Source organism: Leptospira wolffii serovar Khorat str. Khorat-H2 (genome assembly GCF_000306115.2).
Classification (GTDB): domain Bacteria; phylum Spirochaetota; class Leptospiria; order Leptospirales; family Leptospiraceae; genus Leptospira_B; species Leptospira_B wolffii.
In genome coordinates this window covers 192,388-208,628 of sequence record NZ_AKWX02000023.1, presented here as the reverse complement: position 1 = coordinate 208,628, position 16,241 = coordinate 192,388, and the positions used below count along the sequence as shown (strand labels likewise).

Below are 16,241 nucleotides of genomic sequence, written 5' to 3'. Positions count from 1 at the left end.
GCGAAAAACGATCGTCCGAACTTATAGTTTACTACCCTTTTTTCTCCACTCCAAAGGTGTCATTCCTGTGATTTTCAGGAATTGGGCATTGAATGTGGATTTGGTATTGAAGCCTACTTCGTAAGCCACGGACAGAACCGTTCTCTCCTTTTCCCGCAAGAGAAGGTCTTTTGCCTCCTCGACCCGATAGGAATTCAGGAACTCGTTGAAATTCTTTCCGTAGGTTTCGTTCAAGATCCGGGAAAGTTGGTGGGGAGAGATGAGAAGTTTGGATGCCAAGTCCTGTATCTTCAAGGTTTCCTCTCTGTAGATTCGGTCCAACTCCAATAATTCCTTTAAACGTGTATGGACGGAGTCCAGGTCCAGTCCGTCGAGTTGGGTTCTCTCGTATCTTTTCTGTTGGATCTCCGACTTGAGAGAAATGAAGAAGTTAGGATACCTCGCCGAAAAAAGATAAATCAATACGATCCCCAGAGTCTGGAAAGAAGATCCGATTGCGAGAAGAGTCTGGCTTTTTAGAAAGTATCCGAACCAGCAAAGTTGGATGGTCGCAAAGATTACGAATAGAATGGAATAGACCAGAGAAGATAACGGGACCTCTCCTTCGCTGGAAACTCTGCGAAATAGAATCCAAAGATAGACGGAGTAAACCGTCTGGTGGATGAATCCGAAGATGGACACTCCGGTTAATATATCCACCTGGCTTCCTTGGATCGCGTTTCTAATGAAGCCTTGGAGAGTTTCCTTCGGGAGAAAAATATAGGAAACCGCTTCGAAAAAGAGAAGGACCAATGCCGGGAGAAAATGCGGGCGAATCCGAATCTCCCGATCCAATGCGAACTGAACCATATTTCGGGAGATAAGAAGAAGAGTTGGCCCCACTGCCCAGACTGCAGGAAAGAAAACCGGCCAGGCCCAGATGTGTTCCCAGGAACCGGGAACCAGACTCAGGCCCAACCGACTCTCCACCAAGGCGAGAATCAAGGAGAGAAAGAGCATCCCCCCGGGAGATCCGGTTTCTCTCTTTTTCGCAAGCTCCATGCAAGCGAGTAGGAGGCAAAGAGCCGTCCCGAATTGAATCCAAAAATGCAGTAAAAAAACCGGAAACTGGTCCAACAAGATTCTCCCGAAAACCGCAGGAAAGAAAAACCCTGGCCCCGAGTTTTGTCCAGTCGAAAGGTAATTTTCATCAATCTTACGGAAGGAAGGTTGACTCTTCGACCCTTTTCGCTTTTTCTATCGGTATGAGCGAATTTGTGGAATTAAAAGTGGGAGACCAGACCCATCGAATCCCCCTAATCACGGGAACCGACGGTAAGAAAGGAATCGATATCCGGGATCTGCACGACAAAACCGGACTCACCTCTTACGACCCAGGCTTCTTCAATACTGCATACGCGCAGAGTAAAATCTCTCGCAGGGACCCTCTCACCGGAGATCTACACTACCGTGGATACGACGTCGCGGAATTGGTCCATTATTCCACATTCGTGGAGACTAGTTATCTGCTCATCTACGGAGAACTTCCCAGCGAAAAGCAGCTTAAGGAATTTTCCACCAAACTTTCCAAACACAGCCTCATACACGAAGATATGATCAATCTATTCGACGGATTTCCGGGCAGGGCTCACCCTCTGGCGGTTCTTTCCGTAATGGTATCTTCTCTCTCCAGTTATTATCAGGACGAATACGAGGAATATTTGGATCGAGGCATAGACCAAGCCGCCAGACTACTCGCCAAGATCAGGACCATCTCCGCATTTTCCTACAAAAAGATGATCGGACAGCCTTTCGTTTATCCGGTAGATCGCCATCCTTATTGTACGAATTTCTTATATATGCTTTTTTCTCTTCCTTCTGTGAAATACCAACCTTTGGAAGACCACGACCGTATCCTAAACCAACTCTGGATTCTGTATGCGGATCACGAGCAAAACGTCTCCAACACGACCGTCCAACTTATCGGATCCACCCAAGCCAATATCTTCGCCTCCGTTTCCTCCGCGATCAACGCGCTCTGGGGTTCGAGAGAAGGTGGACGACAAGTCGCCGCAGTGGAACTCGTCGAAGATATCATCAAATCCAAACTTTCCGTGGCGGACTACTTCGAAAGAATGAAAAAAGGAGAAGCGATCGTCCATTCCACTTGTTTCGGTCACGACGCATATAAGGCAAAAAGTAAACGCTCCACTATCGCGCAGAAATTATTCGTGGATTTTTATAAGCAAAAGAAACTGGATCCGATCGCGGAGATTGCGCTACAAGTCGACGAGCATCTAAGCAAGGATTCCTTCTACTTGGAAAAGAATCTTTATCCGAACCTGGAATTCTACAGCGCTATCCTATTCCACAGTCTCGGAATTCCGAAAGAGCTATTCACCGCTATGCAGGCGATCGGTAAACTCCCCGGCTGGCTTGCACACTGGAGAGAGCAAAGGATGAACGAAAACCAGAGCAAGGTCCGCCCAAGACAGATCTACATGGGAGAATCTCACAGGAAGTATAAGCAAATCCTGGAGAGATAATTTCAATCACACTCGATCCGATCGCAGACTAAAACCGGACAGGGTAGTTCCGTACAAAAAAGATCGAAAAAGAGTACGTTAGTCCTTCTTTCAGGGCGGGATTTTTCGGAAAACTTCTCTCGCGACAGGGATCGATGCGGGGTCCGTTTATTGGGAATCCAATAAACGGACCGGAGCGGAGAGCCCGGCCCTCGCGACCTTCGGTTCCGTCGGATTCTCTTCTTTCGGAGGGAGAGTGAGCGAGGGAGTCGCCCCAAAACCTTCCTTATCTCCAGGGCAAAAAAAAACCGATCCCTCTCGGAATCGGCCTGAATAGGTTTCAATTCTGTAAGTACGTGTCGCTTTCTAATTAGTTAGACCGATTTTTATCGGATAAAGCTTTCAAGAACGATACTATCGAATTTACCTCTTCTGCGGAAAGCTCTTTTCCGAGTTGCAGGTAGGCCATTTTCTTAACCGCATCTTCCAGGGTTGCGACCTTTCCGTCGTGAAAATAAGGAGCCGTTAAGGCGATATTTCGGAGAGAAGGCACCTTAAAGAAGTATTTATCCGCGTCGACCTTGGTCACCGCGAATCTTCCCAAATCGACAGTATTCTCATACGGGTGCTCTTGTCCGAGTTTCCGGAAGCCGTTTCCTCCGAGTAAAGGCCCGTAATGGCAGGAAATACATCCTGTGCTAATGAAGGTTTCTAATCCTTTTTGCTCTTCGGAGCTGAGCGCCCTATGATTTCCATTCTGGAACTCGTCGAATCTATCCTTAGTCACCAAAGTTCTCTCAAAAGCAGCAATCGCTTCTGCCAAATTGTCATAGGTGATTTTCTTTTCCTGGTCCGGGAAAGCCTTAGCGAATAATTCCACATATTCCGGAATCTCGGAGAGTTTCTTTTCTACAGCCGCTTCGGAAGGCATCGCCATCTCTACCGGGTTCAATATTGGACCCTTGGCCTGTGCTTTTAGATCCGCCGCTCTTCCGTCCCAGAACTGGACGATATGGAAACCCGCGTTCAGAGAAGTAGGAGAATTTCTGTCTCCATTCTTACCCAGGGCTCCGGGAGAAGTCGGTAAATTGTCCACTCCGGCACCCTTTCCGACCGTATTGTGGCAGGAACTGCAAGATTGGGAATCGTTGATGGAGAGGCGTTTCTCGAAGTATAGTTTTTCCCCAAGAGCGATACGCTCCGGAGTATCTTTTTCGGACCCCGGCATCTTAGCTGGCAGGGTTCCGAAACTTCTCTTCGCATCCTCGATCAATTGTTTAGTCTTTTCGGAAGGTCCGCAGTCAGTCAATACGACCGCTAAGACCAGACCGAATGTCAGGATTTGTCTTTGATTCATGTTTGATCACCACAGTTTAGAATCATTCTAATTCATGTAGGATCCCGGCTTTCCGGGGATCCGGCAAGCGTTTTTCCGAAAAACCCGGAATCTGGAAACCAATTTTAAGTCTGGATCCGAAGTTCGAATTCGAATTTTGCGGGTTCGCTCAATAAAAAGAATCTGGCCCCTAATTTCTCGGTCCTTGCTTTCAGATCCGCCTCGAAGGAACCTTCTCCTTCCTCGGTCTGGCCTAACGTTCCGGACATAAAGATCCGAAGTAGAATGGAATCTCCTTCTCTTCCCCAGAAAATTTTGGACGGCCCGCCTCTTCTTGCGCTCAATCGAATCACATCCAAAAAGATCCTTTGGATCTGCAGGCATTGATCTATCCGGAGTTTGTTAGATACGGTCTGTATCTCCGAGTCGGAGAAATCGGGATGTGAAGCCACATACTTACGTATCTCCCCCTCCACCAATTCCTCCTTTCCTCCCTGATGGTGCATTAAATCCAAGATGTCCCTGACTCCTGAAAGTGTTTGATTCAGCTCCGATTTCAATTTCGTGAGCGAACGATCCGTACTTTCCTTGGATTCCAATTGGTGAATGAGAGAATGCAGTCCCTTATCCATGGACTGGTCCACTAGGCTCGCGTACTTGGCCTTCTCCTCCGCATTTACCCTCAATTGCTCGTTGTATTTGGATTGGAGTTCCGCGAATTTTTCCGCTTTTTCCAAATCCTTAGCGAATCGGATCGAAATAATATACGAATTGAATGCAATGAACCCGACTAAAGTTACGGGAAAGCTATACGGCATCAGAAAATACTTCTCGTAAAGCCCGAAGATCACGTCGTTCATCATTCCTACCGCAAGAATCATTCCGGACAAAAAGACGGTTCGCGCGCGAGGCTCTCCGTCGATCCAAGCCCTTACGAGAAAATAGATTAAAAATATAGCATATACCGGGGGAAAAAACATAAATCGTCTGTATACTTCAATAATTTCCTCCTCTCCCAAAAGAAGGATAGCTAAGAAAAAGACCCCCATAGTGGACATGAAGATAGCCAGCCACTTCGCTCCAAATTGTTTGGGATACATATTCCGGAGAATCAAAAAGATGGATGGAACGAGACAAACCTCGCAAAAGAATTCGAAGCGTATTCTCATGTCCAAAGGTAGCCCCGGCGTGAGAAGATACTGCAATCCGGAAGTCACAAAGGAATAGAACGCCACTAAAAAACAGAACAAGGAGAAGAATAGAGGAGTCAGATCCTTGCGATACGAAACGAAAAAGATCAGATGGTAAAGTCCCACCGCGGCAAGTATTGCTATGAGCGCCGTATCACGGATCATTTCGAATTGGATCTCGGACTTAAGTACATCCATATCCCCCAAAAGGAAATCGCTCCGGATCCCTCCTTTTAGGAAATTTCCCTTATAATTCGATACATTGACCACTAGCTCCGCTTCCGGAGAAGGGATATGGAAAATTCTGGATCCGGGATGAGCGAAGAATTCCGTCGATGCTCTGCTCGTTCCGGTAATTCCGTTGGCGAATATCTGCCTTCCGTTCAAATATACCGCGTATACTCCGGGCAGCCTGGGAACCAGCACCGCCAAATTGCTTTGTTCTACCGAAGAATGTATGCCGACTCGGTAAGTCCCGTGCCCTTGCATAGTATACTCCGGGTCGTATTCTCTCCAGATTCCTTTTACCGGATAATATTTTCCAGAACTAGGAAAGCCTTTCGAAGTAGAATATAAATGATTCCAACTGAATTCCCAATCCCCTCGGATCGGAAACGTTTTTCCCCAATGATTGACAGAGGCTATATCCATCTTTCCTTTCTCCACTTTAGGTGGATTGAAAGGGATTTCCTCTTCCCCGCAGGCGAAAAACAATAAGGCAAGTAGGATGCAAATCCGTTTACGGGGAAAATCGAATCGGAGAATACATTCGGTCACAATCATGATCAAAAAATTTTTAATAGAGATTGCAAATGAAAAACTTCGCCTAAACAGGAATAGACTAAATCGTCTCTCTCGGAATAGAACAAAATCGTAATCCAAAGAAACTCCCCACTTAAGGGATGCCTTGTCATTTCTTGGTTCGTCTGGATCTTTCTATTTTAAACGCGATCCCTTGGGCATTGATTTGGGAATCGAAGCCTATGAATCTTCTCTCCTTCTCTGCATAAGAAAGGTTTTTTTTATGTATCTGATCTTCCAAATAGGAACGAATTCTATTCTCGCAAAAAGACACCAAGACTTCCCCCGAAAATCCTGTTTTCTCCGCGGAGACCCAAATCCTTTTCATGGCTGAAAGTCCTTCCCTCATTTGAGCGGCCCCACCTTGCATATCTTCCCAGGTTCCGAAATGAGTCAAATAGGCCTTATCGGCTCCCGTCGCGAGAATCTTGTCCACGGAAGATAATGCCTCTTCCGGATCGAAATCCGTAGGAGTTGTGGAAGGATATAATAAGGAATCCTTTCCTTTTCTAAAGATTCCGTATCCTAATCCGAAAGTATCTCCCGTAAAAATCCCGTTGGTCAATGAATCATATATGCAAAAATGGTGATTGGCATGCCCTTTTGTATGAAGGAATTTTAATGTTCTTTTGCCCCAATGGATTTCCTCTCCATCCTGCATGGTCCGAACCCTGGACTCCGGCACCGGCAAAATTTCTCCGTATAGTTCGTAATACTCCTTTTCGCCGTATACCTGGATAGAGCTTCGTATGAGCCGAGCGGGATCTATGATATGAGGGGCCGCCTTGGGATGGGCGAGAATCTTAGCGTTCGGGCAAGCCTTCGCTAAATTTCCCGTTCCACCCGCATGGTCCAAATGCACATGGGTGATGATTATATAATCCACCGCCTCTCGGGAAATGCCTTCTTCCCTAAGAGCTTCCAAGAGCAAAGGTACCGCGGAGTTTGTATTGTTCTCCACGAAAATAGCACGATCTCCGTCTATCACTAGATAGGTGCAGGCAAGCCCGGGCTCCACATAATTGCAATCAATGACTCGAACCTGATCCAATGGTTTCTCCGAATTCGATGGATGGAAACTTAGACGAGTGCTTGCGACCTAAACCACGGACTCCGAGGCGATGGAATGTGAAGAATCGACCGAACCTATATCCCGATCCAAGAACTCATCCGGTATCGACCCCAAGGCCTCCAAAAGTAGATTCGGGTTAGGATTAGAATGCATTTTTTCGGTGAGAATTCTACGATAACTGCGAGCTCCTCGGATCTCATGAAACGCACCTAGTAAATGTCTTAAGATTCGACTCGGCTTTTCTCCGTCGGCGGTCTTTGCCCGAACGTATTCCTGCATTTCTACGAAGATTTCCCTCCTGGTTCTTTTCCGGATAGTACTTCCGTAAAAGAGAGAATCCACTTGGGAGAATAGAAAAGGATTCTCATAAGCGGCGCGACCGATCATGACTCCGTCTACTCTAGTCAGATGAGAAGAGATTTCTTCGAGGGTTTTTACTCCCCCGTTGAGTTCGATTTTGAGATCCGGAAAGCGTCTTTTGATCCCATACACATCCTCATAACGCAAGGGAGGAACGGATCTGTTTTGGGCCGGACTCAATCCGTCTAATATTGCGATTCTTGCATGAATCGTAATCCTTTCGGCCCCGGCGCGGCTCACTATACTTACGAATTCTTCCAGGTCGTCGAAACGATCCTTTCCCGGAATTCCGATCCTACACTTAACTGTGACCGGAACGCTTACCGAAGAACTCATTGCAGCTATCATCTCGGCGACTTGATTCGGATCCCTCATCAGACAGGCTCCGAAATTCCCTTCCTGGACCTTATCGCTAGGACATCCCACATTTAGATTGATTTCCGTATAACCGTAATCTTGTCCTATTCTAGAAGATTCTGCGAGCGCCTTGGGATCATCTCCACCTAACTGCAACGCTAACGGTAATTCTTCCGGAGAAAAAGCCAAATGCCTTTCCTTATTTCCCCGAAGTATGGCTCCCGTAGTGATCATTTCGGTATATAATAACGTATGCTTCGTGATGAGTCTCAGGAAATATCGAAAATGACGATCCGTCCAATCCATCATAGGCGCGACAGAGACAGGGTAAAGAATCGGCTTTTCTTTTACGGAGTACATAGGAGGGGGCTGGTACGATCCTGCGATCGGGGTCCAAGCAGTCAAGCCCCAAGAAATCGACTTGGTTTGATTTCCGGATCCGAGATTCTGGTTCTGCAATGGGTCTTAAGCGAATGAAGTCTTCCGTTCTTCTCAAAGCTTGGATCCTATCTTTCTCTCTATTACCGATTTCCTGTAAGACCCTCAATAATGTCTTGGATTCGATTATCATTAATGCCGGGGCGGAATACACTTCCTTGGACTTCCTGACCCATCCTCCTCATTTACAAGGATTTCCGGTTCGTAAATTCTCGGACCAAGCTTCGGATACGGACACTACCAGCGTAAGTAGGGATTCCTCCGTCACTCGCGCCTTCTATTCCATTGGTTCCGTACCGAGTAGAATTCCGGGCACCGCGGATATGAAGGGATTCTTTTCCTTTTTAAGCGGACTCGCCTGGTCCTTTAACCTGACCTCTCCCCGTACTTACAGAGGAAATTTGGTGAATTATCCGGACGACGGAAGAAATTATAAGACTCCGGAAGAATACGTAACGAACCAGCTCTTTCCTTTGCCCGGCCAATTGGGTAGAAACATGGAATACATTTATGAGGATTATCAAATGTATTTCACCCTGTATTTAGGTTACTACCAGGGGACCGATATCAATTTCGGAATAGGACCCATTTACGGAGTCGCATTCTACAGAATGGATATCATTGAGAACGAGCGTAGGATCTCCAGCGTGAAGAACGAGATCCAGGAATTGAAAGGCGTTAGAGTATTATTCGAATATAATGTCGGAAAATTCTTTCCGGATACGATCCTTTATAACGCCTATTTTTTCACGGAGATCACAAGCTTCGGAGATCTGGACGGGAAAGGTATGGGAATCAAAAACCAGGTACTTACTTCCAACGGTCTCCCCGCTCCTTCCCTCTATATGACGATGACTACCTATCGTATGGGTATCCGCAAAGAACTCCAACTCTCCAAAGAGCCTCATAAGAAAGAGGAAGGCCCCGCTTATCCTCCTCTTAAGAACCTACCTTCGGCGGGACTTCCTAAAAAGGACGACGGGGAAGTTTCCACCGATCCGGATAGTCCGGGATGATAGAATGGAAGGAAAATAATACTCCGGTATCCACTCAATTCGGAGATATCTATTTTTCGCCCGAGAACGGCTGGGAAGAAACCAAACATGTTTTCCTAAACGGAAATCGCTTAGAGGAAAGATTAAAATCCTCCGAGCATGCTAAGTCCCACTTTTCCGTTCTGGAATTAGGATTTGGGACCGGTCTGAATTTCTTCGCGACTTGGTATCTCTGGCAAAGGATCAGGGAAAAATCGCCTTATTCCGTTCTCAGATTCGTTTCCTACGAATTATATCCATTAGAAAAATCTGAAATTCTCAAAGCCCTTTCGGTCTTTCCCGAGATGTCTGATCTTGTATCCGTTTTCTCGGAGAAATACCGCTTCTTAGTGCCCGGCTGCAATTCGTTCGTATTCGAAAAAGAGAATTTGATTCTGGATCTTTGGATCGGAGACGCGGGGAGTCTTCTGCCCAAGACTTCGGGCAAATTCGACGCTTTCTTTTTGGACGGATTCGCTCCTTCCAAGAATCCGGAATTATGGAGCCAGACAATCGCCTCCGAACTAGGAAGACTCGCTAAAACCGACTCTACCCTCGCCACTTTTACCGTGGCCAAGCTCGCAAAAGACAGTCTGACTCATGCGGGGTTCTCTCTCTCCAAACTTCCCGGCTACGGAAGAAAGAGGGAAATGCTCGTAGGAACTTATTCTTCGCAAGAAGTTATAGAGAATGAGGATCCGGTATATTCTTCCCGTAGATTTCCCAAGTCGATTCCGAAAAAAATCCTAGTCATAGGCGGAGGTCTTGCAGGAGCCTCCGTCGCTCGAGCCTTCGCCTGGAGAGGTTTTTCCGTCCGGGTTTGGGACGAGGAGAATCCTTTAAGGGCCTCTTATATTCCGAAAGCGATCTCCCATCCTCATATTACAAAAACAGAAAGTACTCCCAGCTTGTTCACCTTAAGAGGCCTCGGTCATTCTTTGCGTAGGTATCCAGACCTTCTCCCCGAAAATGCCTACGGGATTTCCGGAACCCTACAGGCGACCAACGAGGATATGCCTTGGGCAAGATTGGAATCCGGAACCGAAGCACACCATCTCTCCGAAGAAATCGCTCTTCTAAAGGAGAATCTTTCTCCTCAATTTCATGCAGATAGAAAGGGAATCCGATTCCCTTCCGGTTTTTGGACGGAAACCGATGTTTTAGTGAGAAGCCTACTCTCCCACCCTAAGATAGAATACGAAAAAGGAAAAATCTCCCGAATCCGACAAGACGATAGCGGATGGATCCTTCTCTCCGAAGAAGGGAACGCATTGGACAACGGTTCCGTTTTGGTACTCGCGAATTCTTTCGGAATAGAGGCCCTACTCGCGGACCTGGAAGGAGAGTGCATCTTCCCTCTCGTAAAGGTCAGGGGTCAGTTAGAAGAATTAGAAGATCCTAATATTCTAAAATCAGACGATCCTGTCCGCATCTCGGAACATTATCTCACTCCTAATATCTTAGGAATCCGGGTCCTAGGTTCCACTTTCGACGAATTCGATTTGGATCCGAATCCCAGGGAAAAAGACAGGAATTCCTTATTGGAATATGCGAGAAAAACCCACCCCGATATCGACTGGAGTCGACTCAAGGTATTAAGGGAATTCGTCGGAATCCGTTTCCAAACCAAGGACCGCTTTCCGGTATTAGGTCCCTTACATTCTCCCCATGCTTTTAAGAAACAATATTCCGGGATCTCTTTGCCTAAAAACAAAAAGAAAGAATTCCCTTTTTTAGAGCCGATTCCGAACCTGTACGTGTTCGGGGGACTGGGTTCCAGAGGAGTGATATCCTGCCTTTTAGGCGGTGAGATTCTGGTTTCTTCCATACTGGGCGAACCGTTACCGGTCGAAAAGGACTTGTACTCTTCTGTGCATCCTTCAAGATTTCTATTTCGTAAGATCAGAACCCTGGAACCTAAAGGAGATCCTTAAACCTTGGCCCGAAAAGAAAATACCCTACCCGGAATAAAAGAAGACTGGACTAGGCTATTACTCTCTCATTTCGGATTTTCGAATTTCAGACAAGGACAATGGGAAGCAATCCGCTCCTTGAGTCAGGGCAAGGACGTGCTGGCAGTTCTTCCTACAGGAGGAGGCAAATCTCTTATCTACCAATTGCCTTCTTTCGCGGATTCGGACAAACTTACGATCGTGATTTCTCCACTGATCGCTCTCATGAAAGACCAGGTGGACGGTCTGAAAAGTAAAGGAATGTCCGCGGCTTATTGCAATTCTAGCCAGGACGAATTAGAACAGGTAAGAATTCTCTCAGGTGCCGCCACCGGAAAGATCCGAATTCTATACGTCTCTCCCGAGAGAGCAGTTTCCCGTTCTTTCTTAAATTTACTTCCCAAATTTCCTATAGGAATGGTGGCAGTGGATGAGGCGCATTGCGTTTCCCAATGGGGACACGATTTTCGTCCCGAGTACAGAAAGCTACATACGTTACGTCCTCTTCTCCCTTCCGGGACTCCCTGGGTCGCCTTAACCGCCACCGCGACGGATAAGGTTAAAAAGGACATCAGCGACAGCTTAGGCCTTAAAGAACCGGAATTCGTACAAGGGACTTACGCTCGGCCGAATTTGAAATTCTCGGTTTTGTATCCGGAATCCGAACGGGATAAGGAATCTCTTCTTTCTTCCATATTAGAAAAAGGTAATTTTAGAAAATCCGGATCCGGTAAGGCTATCGTTTACTGCGCTACTCGCGCCAAAGTGGACGAACTCTACGACCAACTCAAGAAATCCGGTTACAAAGTGGGCAAGTACCATGCGGGAAGAACGGACTCCAGCAGGGAAAAGACCCAAGACGGTTACAGCTCCGGTAAGACCAATGTGCTTGTCGCCACGAACGCGTTCGGCATGGGGCTGGACAGCCCGGATGTGCGCTTGGTTCTGCATTATCAGGTCCCTTCTTCTTTAGAGAGTTATTACCAAGAAGCCGGGCGTGCGGGAAGGGACGGTAGAACCTCCGAATGCGTCCTATTCTTCTATCCGGGAGATCTGAGCCTCCAAAGTTTCTTACTCTCCAAGGAAGCCAATTATAAGGGAGGAGAAACCCTTCTCTCTCATGTGAAATCCTATGTAGGATCTTCCGATTGCAGACAACGTATACTCTGCGGTTATTTCGGAGAAGAAACCGAACCCTGCGGAAACTGCGACTCCTGTTCCGATTCCGAAATTTCCGAATCGGGCAGAATCGCCTACCAAGAGAGGGAAAAGCGCAAAGCCGAGAAAAAGAAGGAAAGAGAATCCCATTCTTTCAGCCAGGACGAGATTCGATCCGTAGAAGGACTGGTCTCCGAATATCCCGCAAAATTCGGTAAAAAGATCATAGCGGGAGCGCTCAGAGGGTCCCAGGCAAAGGACGTATTAAGAAGAAGGTTGGATCGTTCCTCCTACTATGCCTCCCTACGACACGTACCGGAAGAATCCATTCTGAAATTATTGGAAGATTGGCTCCTCTCTAAAAAGCTCTCGGTCAAAGGGGACAAATATCCCAAGATCTATCTGAGCGCTTACGGTAAACCCAAACCTAACAAGGAATCGGAAAACGGTAAGATTAAGAAAGCGCCTTTGAGCGGAGATAGGCTGTTATTAAACGAACTCAAGAATTTCCGGGATCGCATCGCACGTAGGAAGAAATGGAAAAAATTCATGGTACTACAAAACCCGGTATTAGTCCGGATCGTAGCTCAGAAACCCGAAAGTCTGGAAGATCTCATTTTAATCAAAGGGATGGGAGAATCTAAAGTACAGCAGTACGGAAAAGAAATCCTGGAGATCCTGGAAAAATACTGATAGGGAGCGACTCGGATTCAGAATAAGGAAGGAAATAGGTCTTCTTCCAATTCTACTTTGACAGCGGTCTTCTTTCCGGAAGTTTCCGGATGCGACAAACTTAGACCCAATAATCGAATCGGAAAAACGGAACGACCGCCAAGTAGGAACTCCTCCAATAATTTGGAACCGATGCGGTAGAGTTCATTCTTATCTAAAAAGGAATAATCCAACGTAATACTGCGCGTCTTCTGGGTAAAATCGGAGAATTTCACCTTAAGAGTGACCGTCTTTCCAGGAAAGGAGCTCTTGAGAAGTCTCCTTTCCAATTCCTCGGCGATATCCGCGAGCTCCCTATACAAGTCTTCCGTACGCTCCAGATCGGAGGAGAATGTGGACTCTGCACCTAAGGATTTTCTTTCCCGATAAGGCTCCACAGGTCTATCGTCCTGCCCTCTACACACGAAATAAAACCAGCGACCCGATTTACCGAAATGCTTATCCAAAAATTCCAGAGTTTGGTTTTTTAAATCGATACCTTTATAGATCCCGAGCCCATTCATTTTTTTTAATGTAACTTTACCGATCCCCGGAAAAACGCCCACGTCCAAAGTGCCCAGAAAACGATCCATATCTTCCGGTCGAACCACGGTCATACCGTTCGGTTTGTTCATGTCCGTAGCGATCTTAGCAAGGAATTTGTTTACCGAGACTCCCGCGGAGGCGGTAAGCTCCGTTTCGGAAAATATCCTCTCTCGGATTTCTTTTGCGACGACGCTCGCGTAAGGAATATTCTTCTTGTTTTCGGTAACGTCCAAATAGGCCTCGTCCAGTGAAAGCATCTCGACTAGATCCGTGTATTCCAAAAAGATATTCCGGATCTGAGAGGATACTTTGCGATACGCCTCGAACCTAGGGGTGACGAAGATCGCGGAAGGACATAGACGAGCCGCCTGAGAACAAGGAATCGCCGACCTCACTCCGAACTTACGAGCCTCGTAACTAGCGGCACATACTACTCCCCTGGAATCGGGAGGTCCTCCTACTATGATGGGTTTGCCTCGATAATTGGGATTGTCCCGTTGCTCCACAGAAGCATAAAAAGCGTCCATATCGATATGCAAAATCTTTCGGACCATAACGTAGGAACTCCATACTAAACGGATATTTAGATTAGTCAAGGCTAATCCAAGGTCCGAAGGTAAGTCAAAACGTAGACCTTTTCGGCACCGTTTCTTTTTAGGATCCGACTCGCTTCGTTCACGCTGGCTCCGGTCGTAAATACGTCGTCGAGTAGAAGGATCCGCTTGGGACAGACGCCTTTCCATTCTTCCCGGATTTCCCAGGCTTCATGGGCATGGAAGAATCTTTCCGCATAACTTTTTCCCGCCTGTTTATCTTTGCTTTTCTTATGCAAAGGTCGTATTTCAGGTATTTTTAATGTGTTGGATACGATATCGCTCAATCTTTCCGTAGGACGAAACGGCCTATTTTTGGATCCGAACCATCCTCTTTTTTGATGACTAGGCAAAAGGCAATACGCCTCCCAAGGTTCGGATCGAATGCTTCTTAAGACTTTTTTCGCACCCAATCCGAGAAAGAAGGAAAGGGAATATTCTTGCCGAGTCTTCAATCGATTCAAAGCCAGACTTAAAATATCGCTTCGATCGTGAATGCTGAGAGCCCGATCGAAAAATACGTTTCGGGAATCGCAGAAAGAACATAGCCCGGACTCAGGAAGCAGATTCGAACATACTCGGCAACGAGGTCCTTGCCTCTTGGGTCCGGCCTTACGGATACAAGGCCCGCAAAGTGCGGTATGCCTAGAGTAATAGTCCTCTTTGCCGCAGACCCCGCAGTTCAGTGGAAAGAAAAGATTCAGAAGAAAGATGCAGATTCGATAAACCATTCTTATACGGTTCCTGCATCACAGACGATACGCGCTTTTTTTGAAAAAAGCCTCCTTCTTTCGGCGGAAAGCAAAGCTTATCTCAGTAAAGGTAAATTAATTATAGATTGAAGTTTTAATATACCTTGTTCAAATTCAGCCCTATGAAGGCCTGGAAAAAGATTCCGTATTTGACGTTCCTCTTAATTCTCTGGGGAGGACAGGACCTTTTTGCGGAAAAGCAAACCATCTATCTCAGAAACGGTCAGATACTTCGCGGAGAGATCATCCAACAGGCCCCCGCAACACTAAAAATTCGCTTGGAAGACGGCACCGTCAAAGAATTGATCAAAAAACAAATCCAAAGAATCAGCTTCCGCGAGCCGAGCGCCAAGGAACTGAAAGAAGCGGAGGAAAAGGCCAAGCAAGCGGAGGTCGAAAAGACTCCGGAACCTCCTCCTGAAGTTGCCGCTCCCCTCAGGGAGGAGCCGCCTTTCGTTCCGGCAAATCCTTTCGATATGGATCGAACCAAACGTAAGGATCTGGAAATCTGGGCCGGATTAGGATACGGATCCTACGCGCCCTCCACCGAACAATATTGGGAAAAGGCGACTTCCCAAATAGCTTTACTTTTCGGAAGTGTCCCGCAAACGATTAAAAACCCTAGTAGAGAACGAGGCCCGTCCCGAAGTCTCTCCATCGTTTACAATTGGAGGAGATTTGCCTTTGGATTGCATGGAAACCATTTCGAGGGAAAAACTCATTTCGAAACTTTGCAATCCTCGAACCCACTGAATTATAACGAAGTTACGGGTTCCCTTTCTGAAAAGCAGAGTATCCTGAAAGCCGATCTTTCTTTTCTAGCTTTAACGAATGCAAGATTCGATCTGAGCCCTAGCCTCGGGTATTCCCAAATTTGGGGTAAGTCAAGTGACGGGAAAGGTTTAGGTATCGGAGTCTATGACGGAGCTATAATCTCCACACCGACCTATCAGTATTCTTATCTGGAGCACCTAAGAGGGCCGTCCGTTGGTCTGAAGACAACGATACGTATAAACGAGCGTTGGGAGAATAGGATAGAATTGCATTATCTTATGTTGACCGGTAACCAGTTCGGATCCATAAAGTTTGCCGATCCTTTTACCGGCGGACCCAGCAGTACAGCGGCCCAATCCAGTAATGTAAGTTGGCAGGCTAAAGGTTTGCAGATCTCATACAAATTAGCTTATCGATATACTCCGACGCTTTCTTTCTGGGTAGGCTTTCAATACTTCGACTGGAAATACAGTGTGGGATCGTTGGACTTAGATATCCAAACCGGAGATGGGCTTACCAACCCGCAGCCTATCGAATTACCTATCTTAGAACAGATTTTAATTCGCTCCGCAGCGGCCTCCCTTTCCGCCAACAGTCGATCCACTTCTGTAGAATTAGGTGCGGCTAAAAGATTCGAATTCGGAAAAGGAAATTAGAACATTC

General features: G+C 46.7%; 12 protein-coding genes. 5 read left to right on the top strand and 7 right to left on the bottom strand.

Features of this window, described 5'->3' with window-relative positions:
• Positions 1 to 21 precede the first annotated feature (21 nt).
• A complete protein-coding gene (locus LEP1GSC061_RS19100) occupies positions 22 to 1,116 on the bottom strand; it encodes a helix-turn-helix domain-containing protein (RefSeq protein ID WP_040510140.1) in 1,095 nt (364 codons plus the stop codon).
• A 128-nt stretch (positions 1,117 to 1,244) separates the two neighbouring features.
• Between LEP1GSC061_RS19100 and LEP1GSC061_RS19095 the strand changes: the two genes are divergently transcribed.
• Positions 1,245 to 2,525 (top strand): citrate/2-methylcitrate synthase, encoded by a 1,281-nt coding sequence (locus tag LEP1GSC061_RS19095; RefSeq protein ID WP_040510025.1) that lies wholly within the window; start codon positions 1,245 to 1,247, stop codon positions 2,523 to 2,525.
• Between the two features lie 349 nt (positions 2,526 to 2,874).
• On the opposite strand, the gene LEP1GSC061_RS19090 is transcribed toward LEP1GSC061_RS19095, so the two are convergent.
• The 4 genes from LEP1GSC061_RS19090 to dusA all read right to left on the bottom strand — a co-directional run bounded on the left by LEP1GSC061_RS19090 (position 2,875) and on the right by dusA (position 7,980).
• Entirely contained in the window at positions 2,875 to 3,861 is a 987-nt protein-coding gene (locus LEP1GSC061_RS19090; protein WP_016547049.1) for a cytochrome-c peroxidase, read from the bottom strand.
• A gap of 104 nt (positions 3,862 to 3,965) precedes the next feature.
• Complete coding sequence (locus LEP1GSC061_RS19085) at positions 3,966 to 5,681, bottom strand: 7TM-DISM domain-containing protein (RefSeq protein ID WP_232218517.1); 1,716 nt, start codon at positions 5,679 to 5,681, stop codon at positions 3,966 to 3,968.
• A gap of 259 nt (positions 5,682 to 5,940) precedes the next feature.
• Positions 5,941 to 6,882 (bottom strand): MBL fold metallo-hydrolase, encoded by a 942-nt coding sequence (locus LEP1GSC061_RS19080; protein ID WP_016547017.1) that lies wholly within the window; start codon positions 6,880 to 6,882, stop codon positions 5,941 to 5,943.
• A 48-nt stretch (positions 6,883 to 6,930) separates the two neighbouring features.
• The gene (gene dusA / locus LEP1GSC061_RS19075) at positions 6,931 to 7,980 is read right to left on the bottom strand and encodes a tRNA dihydrouridine(20/20a) synthase DusA (RefSeq protein ID WP_052006588.1); all 1,050 of its coding nucleotides are present in this window, start codon (positions 7,978 to 7,980) and stop codon (positions 6,931 to 6,933) included.
• Between the two features lie 98 nt (positions 7,981 to 8,078).
• On the opposite strand from dusA, the gene LEP1GSC061_RS19070 reads away from it, so the two are divergent.
• From LEP1GSC061_RS19070 to LEP1GSC061_RS19060, 3 genes are read left to right on the top strand one after another with little or no spacing between them, the layout of a single operon-like run.
• A complete protein-coding gene (locus tag LEP1GSC061_RS19070; protein ID WP_016547354.1) occupies positions 8,079 to 9,074 on the top strand; it encodes an LIC10647 family lipoprotein in 996 nt (331 codons plus the stop codon).
• Positions 9,071 to 11,026: an FAD-dependent 5-carboxymethylaminomethyl-2-thiouridine(34) oxidoreductase MnmC1 gene (mnmC1, locus tag LEP1GSC061_RS19065; RefSeq protein ID WP_016547379.1), complete on the top strand. Its 1,956-nt coding sequence runs from the start codon at positions 9,071 to 9,073 to the stop codon at positions 11,024 to 11,026. The genes LEP1GSC061_RS19070 and mnmC1 overlap by 4 nt, the downstream gene beginning before the upstream one ends.
• 3 nt (positions 11,027 to 11,029) lie before the next feature.
• A complete protein-coding gene (locus tag LEP1GSC061_RS19060) occupies positions 11,030 to 12,895 on the top strand; it encodes a RecQ family ATP-dependent DNA helicase (RefSeq protein ID WP_016547302.1) in 1,866 nt (621 codons plus the stop codon).
• Positions 12,896 to 12,912: 17 nt separating this feature from the next.
• On the opposite strand, the gene dinB is transcribed toward LEP1GSC061_RS19060, so the two are convergent.
• Both dinB and LEP1GSC061_RS19050 read right to left on the bottom strand, forming a co-directional pair.
• On the bottom strand, positions 12,913 to 14,013 hold the full coding sequence (gene dinB, locus LEP1GSC061_RS19055) for a DNA polymerase IV (RefSeq protein WP_016547014.1): 1,101 nt from the start codon (positions 14,011 to 14,013) through the stop codon (positions 12,913 to 12,915).
• A gap of 44 nt (positions 14,014 to 14,057) precedes the next feature.
• The gene (locus tag LEP1GSC061_RS19050) at positions 14,058 to 14,783 is read right to left on the bottom strand and encodes a ComF family protein (RefSeq protein WP_016547310.1); all 726 of its coding nucleotides are present in this window, start codon (positions 14,781 to 14,783) and stop codon (positions 14,058 to 14,060) included.
• Between the two features lie 170 nt (positions 14,784 to 14,953).
• Here LEP1GSC061_RS19050 and LEP1GSC061_RS19045 point away from each other — a divergent pair, with 170 nt between their 5' ends.
• The gene (locus LEP1GSC061_RS19045) at positions 14,954 to 16,234 is read left to right on the top strand and encodes an LA_0442/LA_0875 N-terminal domain-containing protein (RefSeq protein WP_156844599.1); all 1,281 of its coding nucleotides are present in this window, start codon (positions 14,954 to 14,956) and stop codon (positions 16,232 to 16,234) included.
• The last annotated feature ends 7 nt before the right edge of the window (positions 16,235 to 16,241 follow it).

Excerpts from the sequence above, each read along its gene's own strand:
- LEP1GSC061_RS19085 (WP_232218517.1), bottom strand. The coding sequence starts at position 5,681 with ATGGATATAGCCTCTGTCAATCATTGGGGAAAAACGTTTCCGATCCGA.
- LEP1GSC061_RS19095 (WP_040510025.1), top strand. The coding sequence starts at position 1,245 with ATGAGCGAATTTGTGGAATTAAAAGTGGGAGACCAGACCCATCGAATC.
- dusA (WP_052006588.1), bottom strand. The coding sequence starts at position 7,980 with ATGTACTCCGTAAAAGAAAAGCCGATTCTTTACCCTGTCTCTGTCGCG.
- LEP1GSC061_RS19050 (WP_016547310.1), bottom strand. The coding sequence starts at position 14,783 with ATGGTTTATCGAATCTGCATCTTTCTTCTGAATCTTTTCTTTCCACTG.
- LEP1GSC061_RS19090 (WP_016547049.1), bottom strand. The coding sequence starts at position 3,861 with ATGAATCAAAGACAAATCCTGACATTCGGTCTGGTCTTAGCGGTCGTA.
- LEP1GSC061_RS19070 (WP_016547354.1), top strand. The coding sequence starts at position 8,079 with ATGGGTCTTAAGCGAATGAAGTCTTCCGTTCTTCTCAAAGCTTGGATC.
- mnmC1 (WP_016547379.1), top strand. The coding sequence starts at position 9,071 with ATGATAGAATGGAAGGAAAATAATACTCCGGTATCCACTCAATTCGGA.
- dinB (WP_016547014.1), bottom strand. The coding sequence starts at position 14,013 with ATGGTCCGAAAGATTTTGCATATCGATATGGACGCTTTTTATGCTTCT.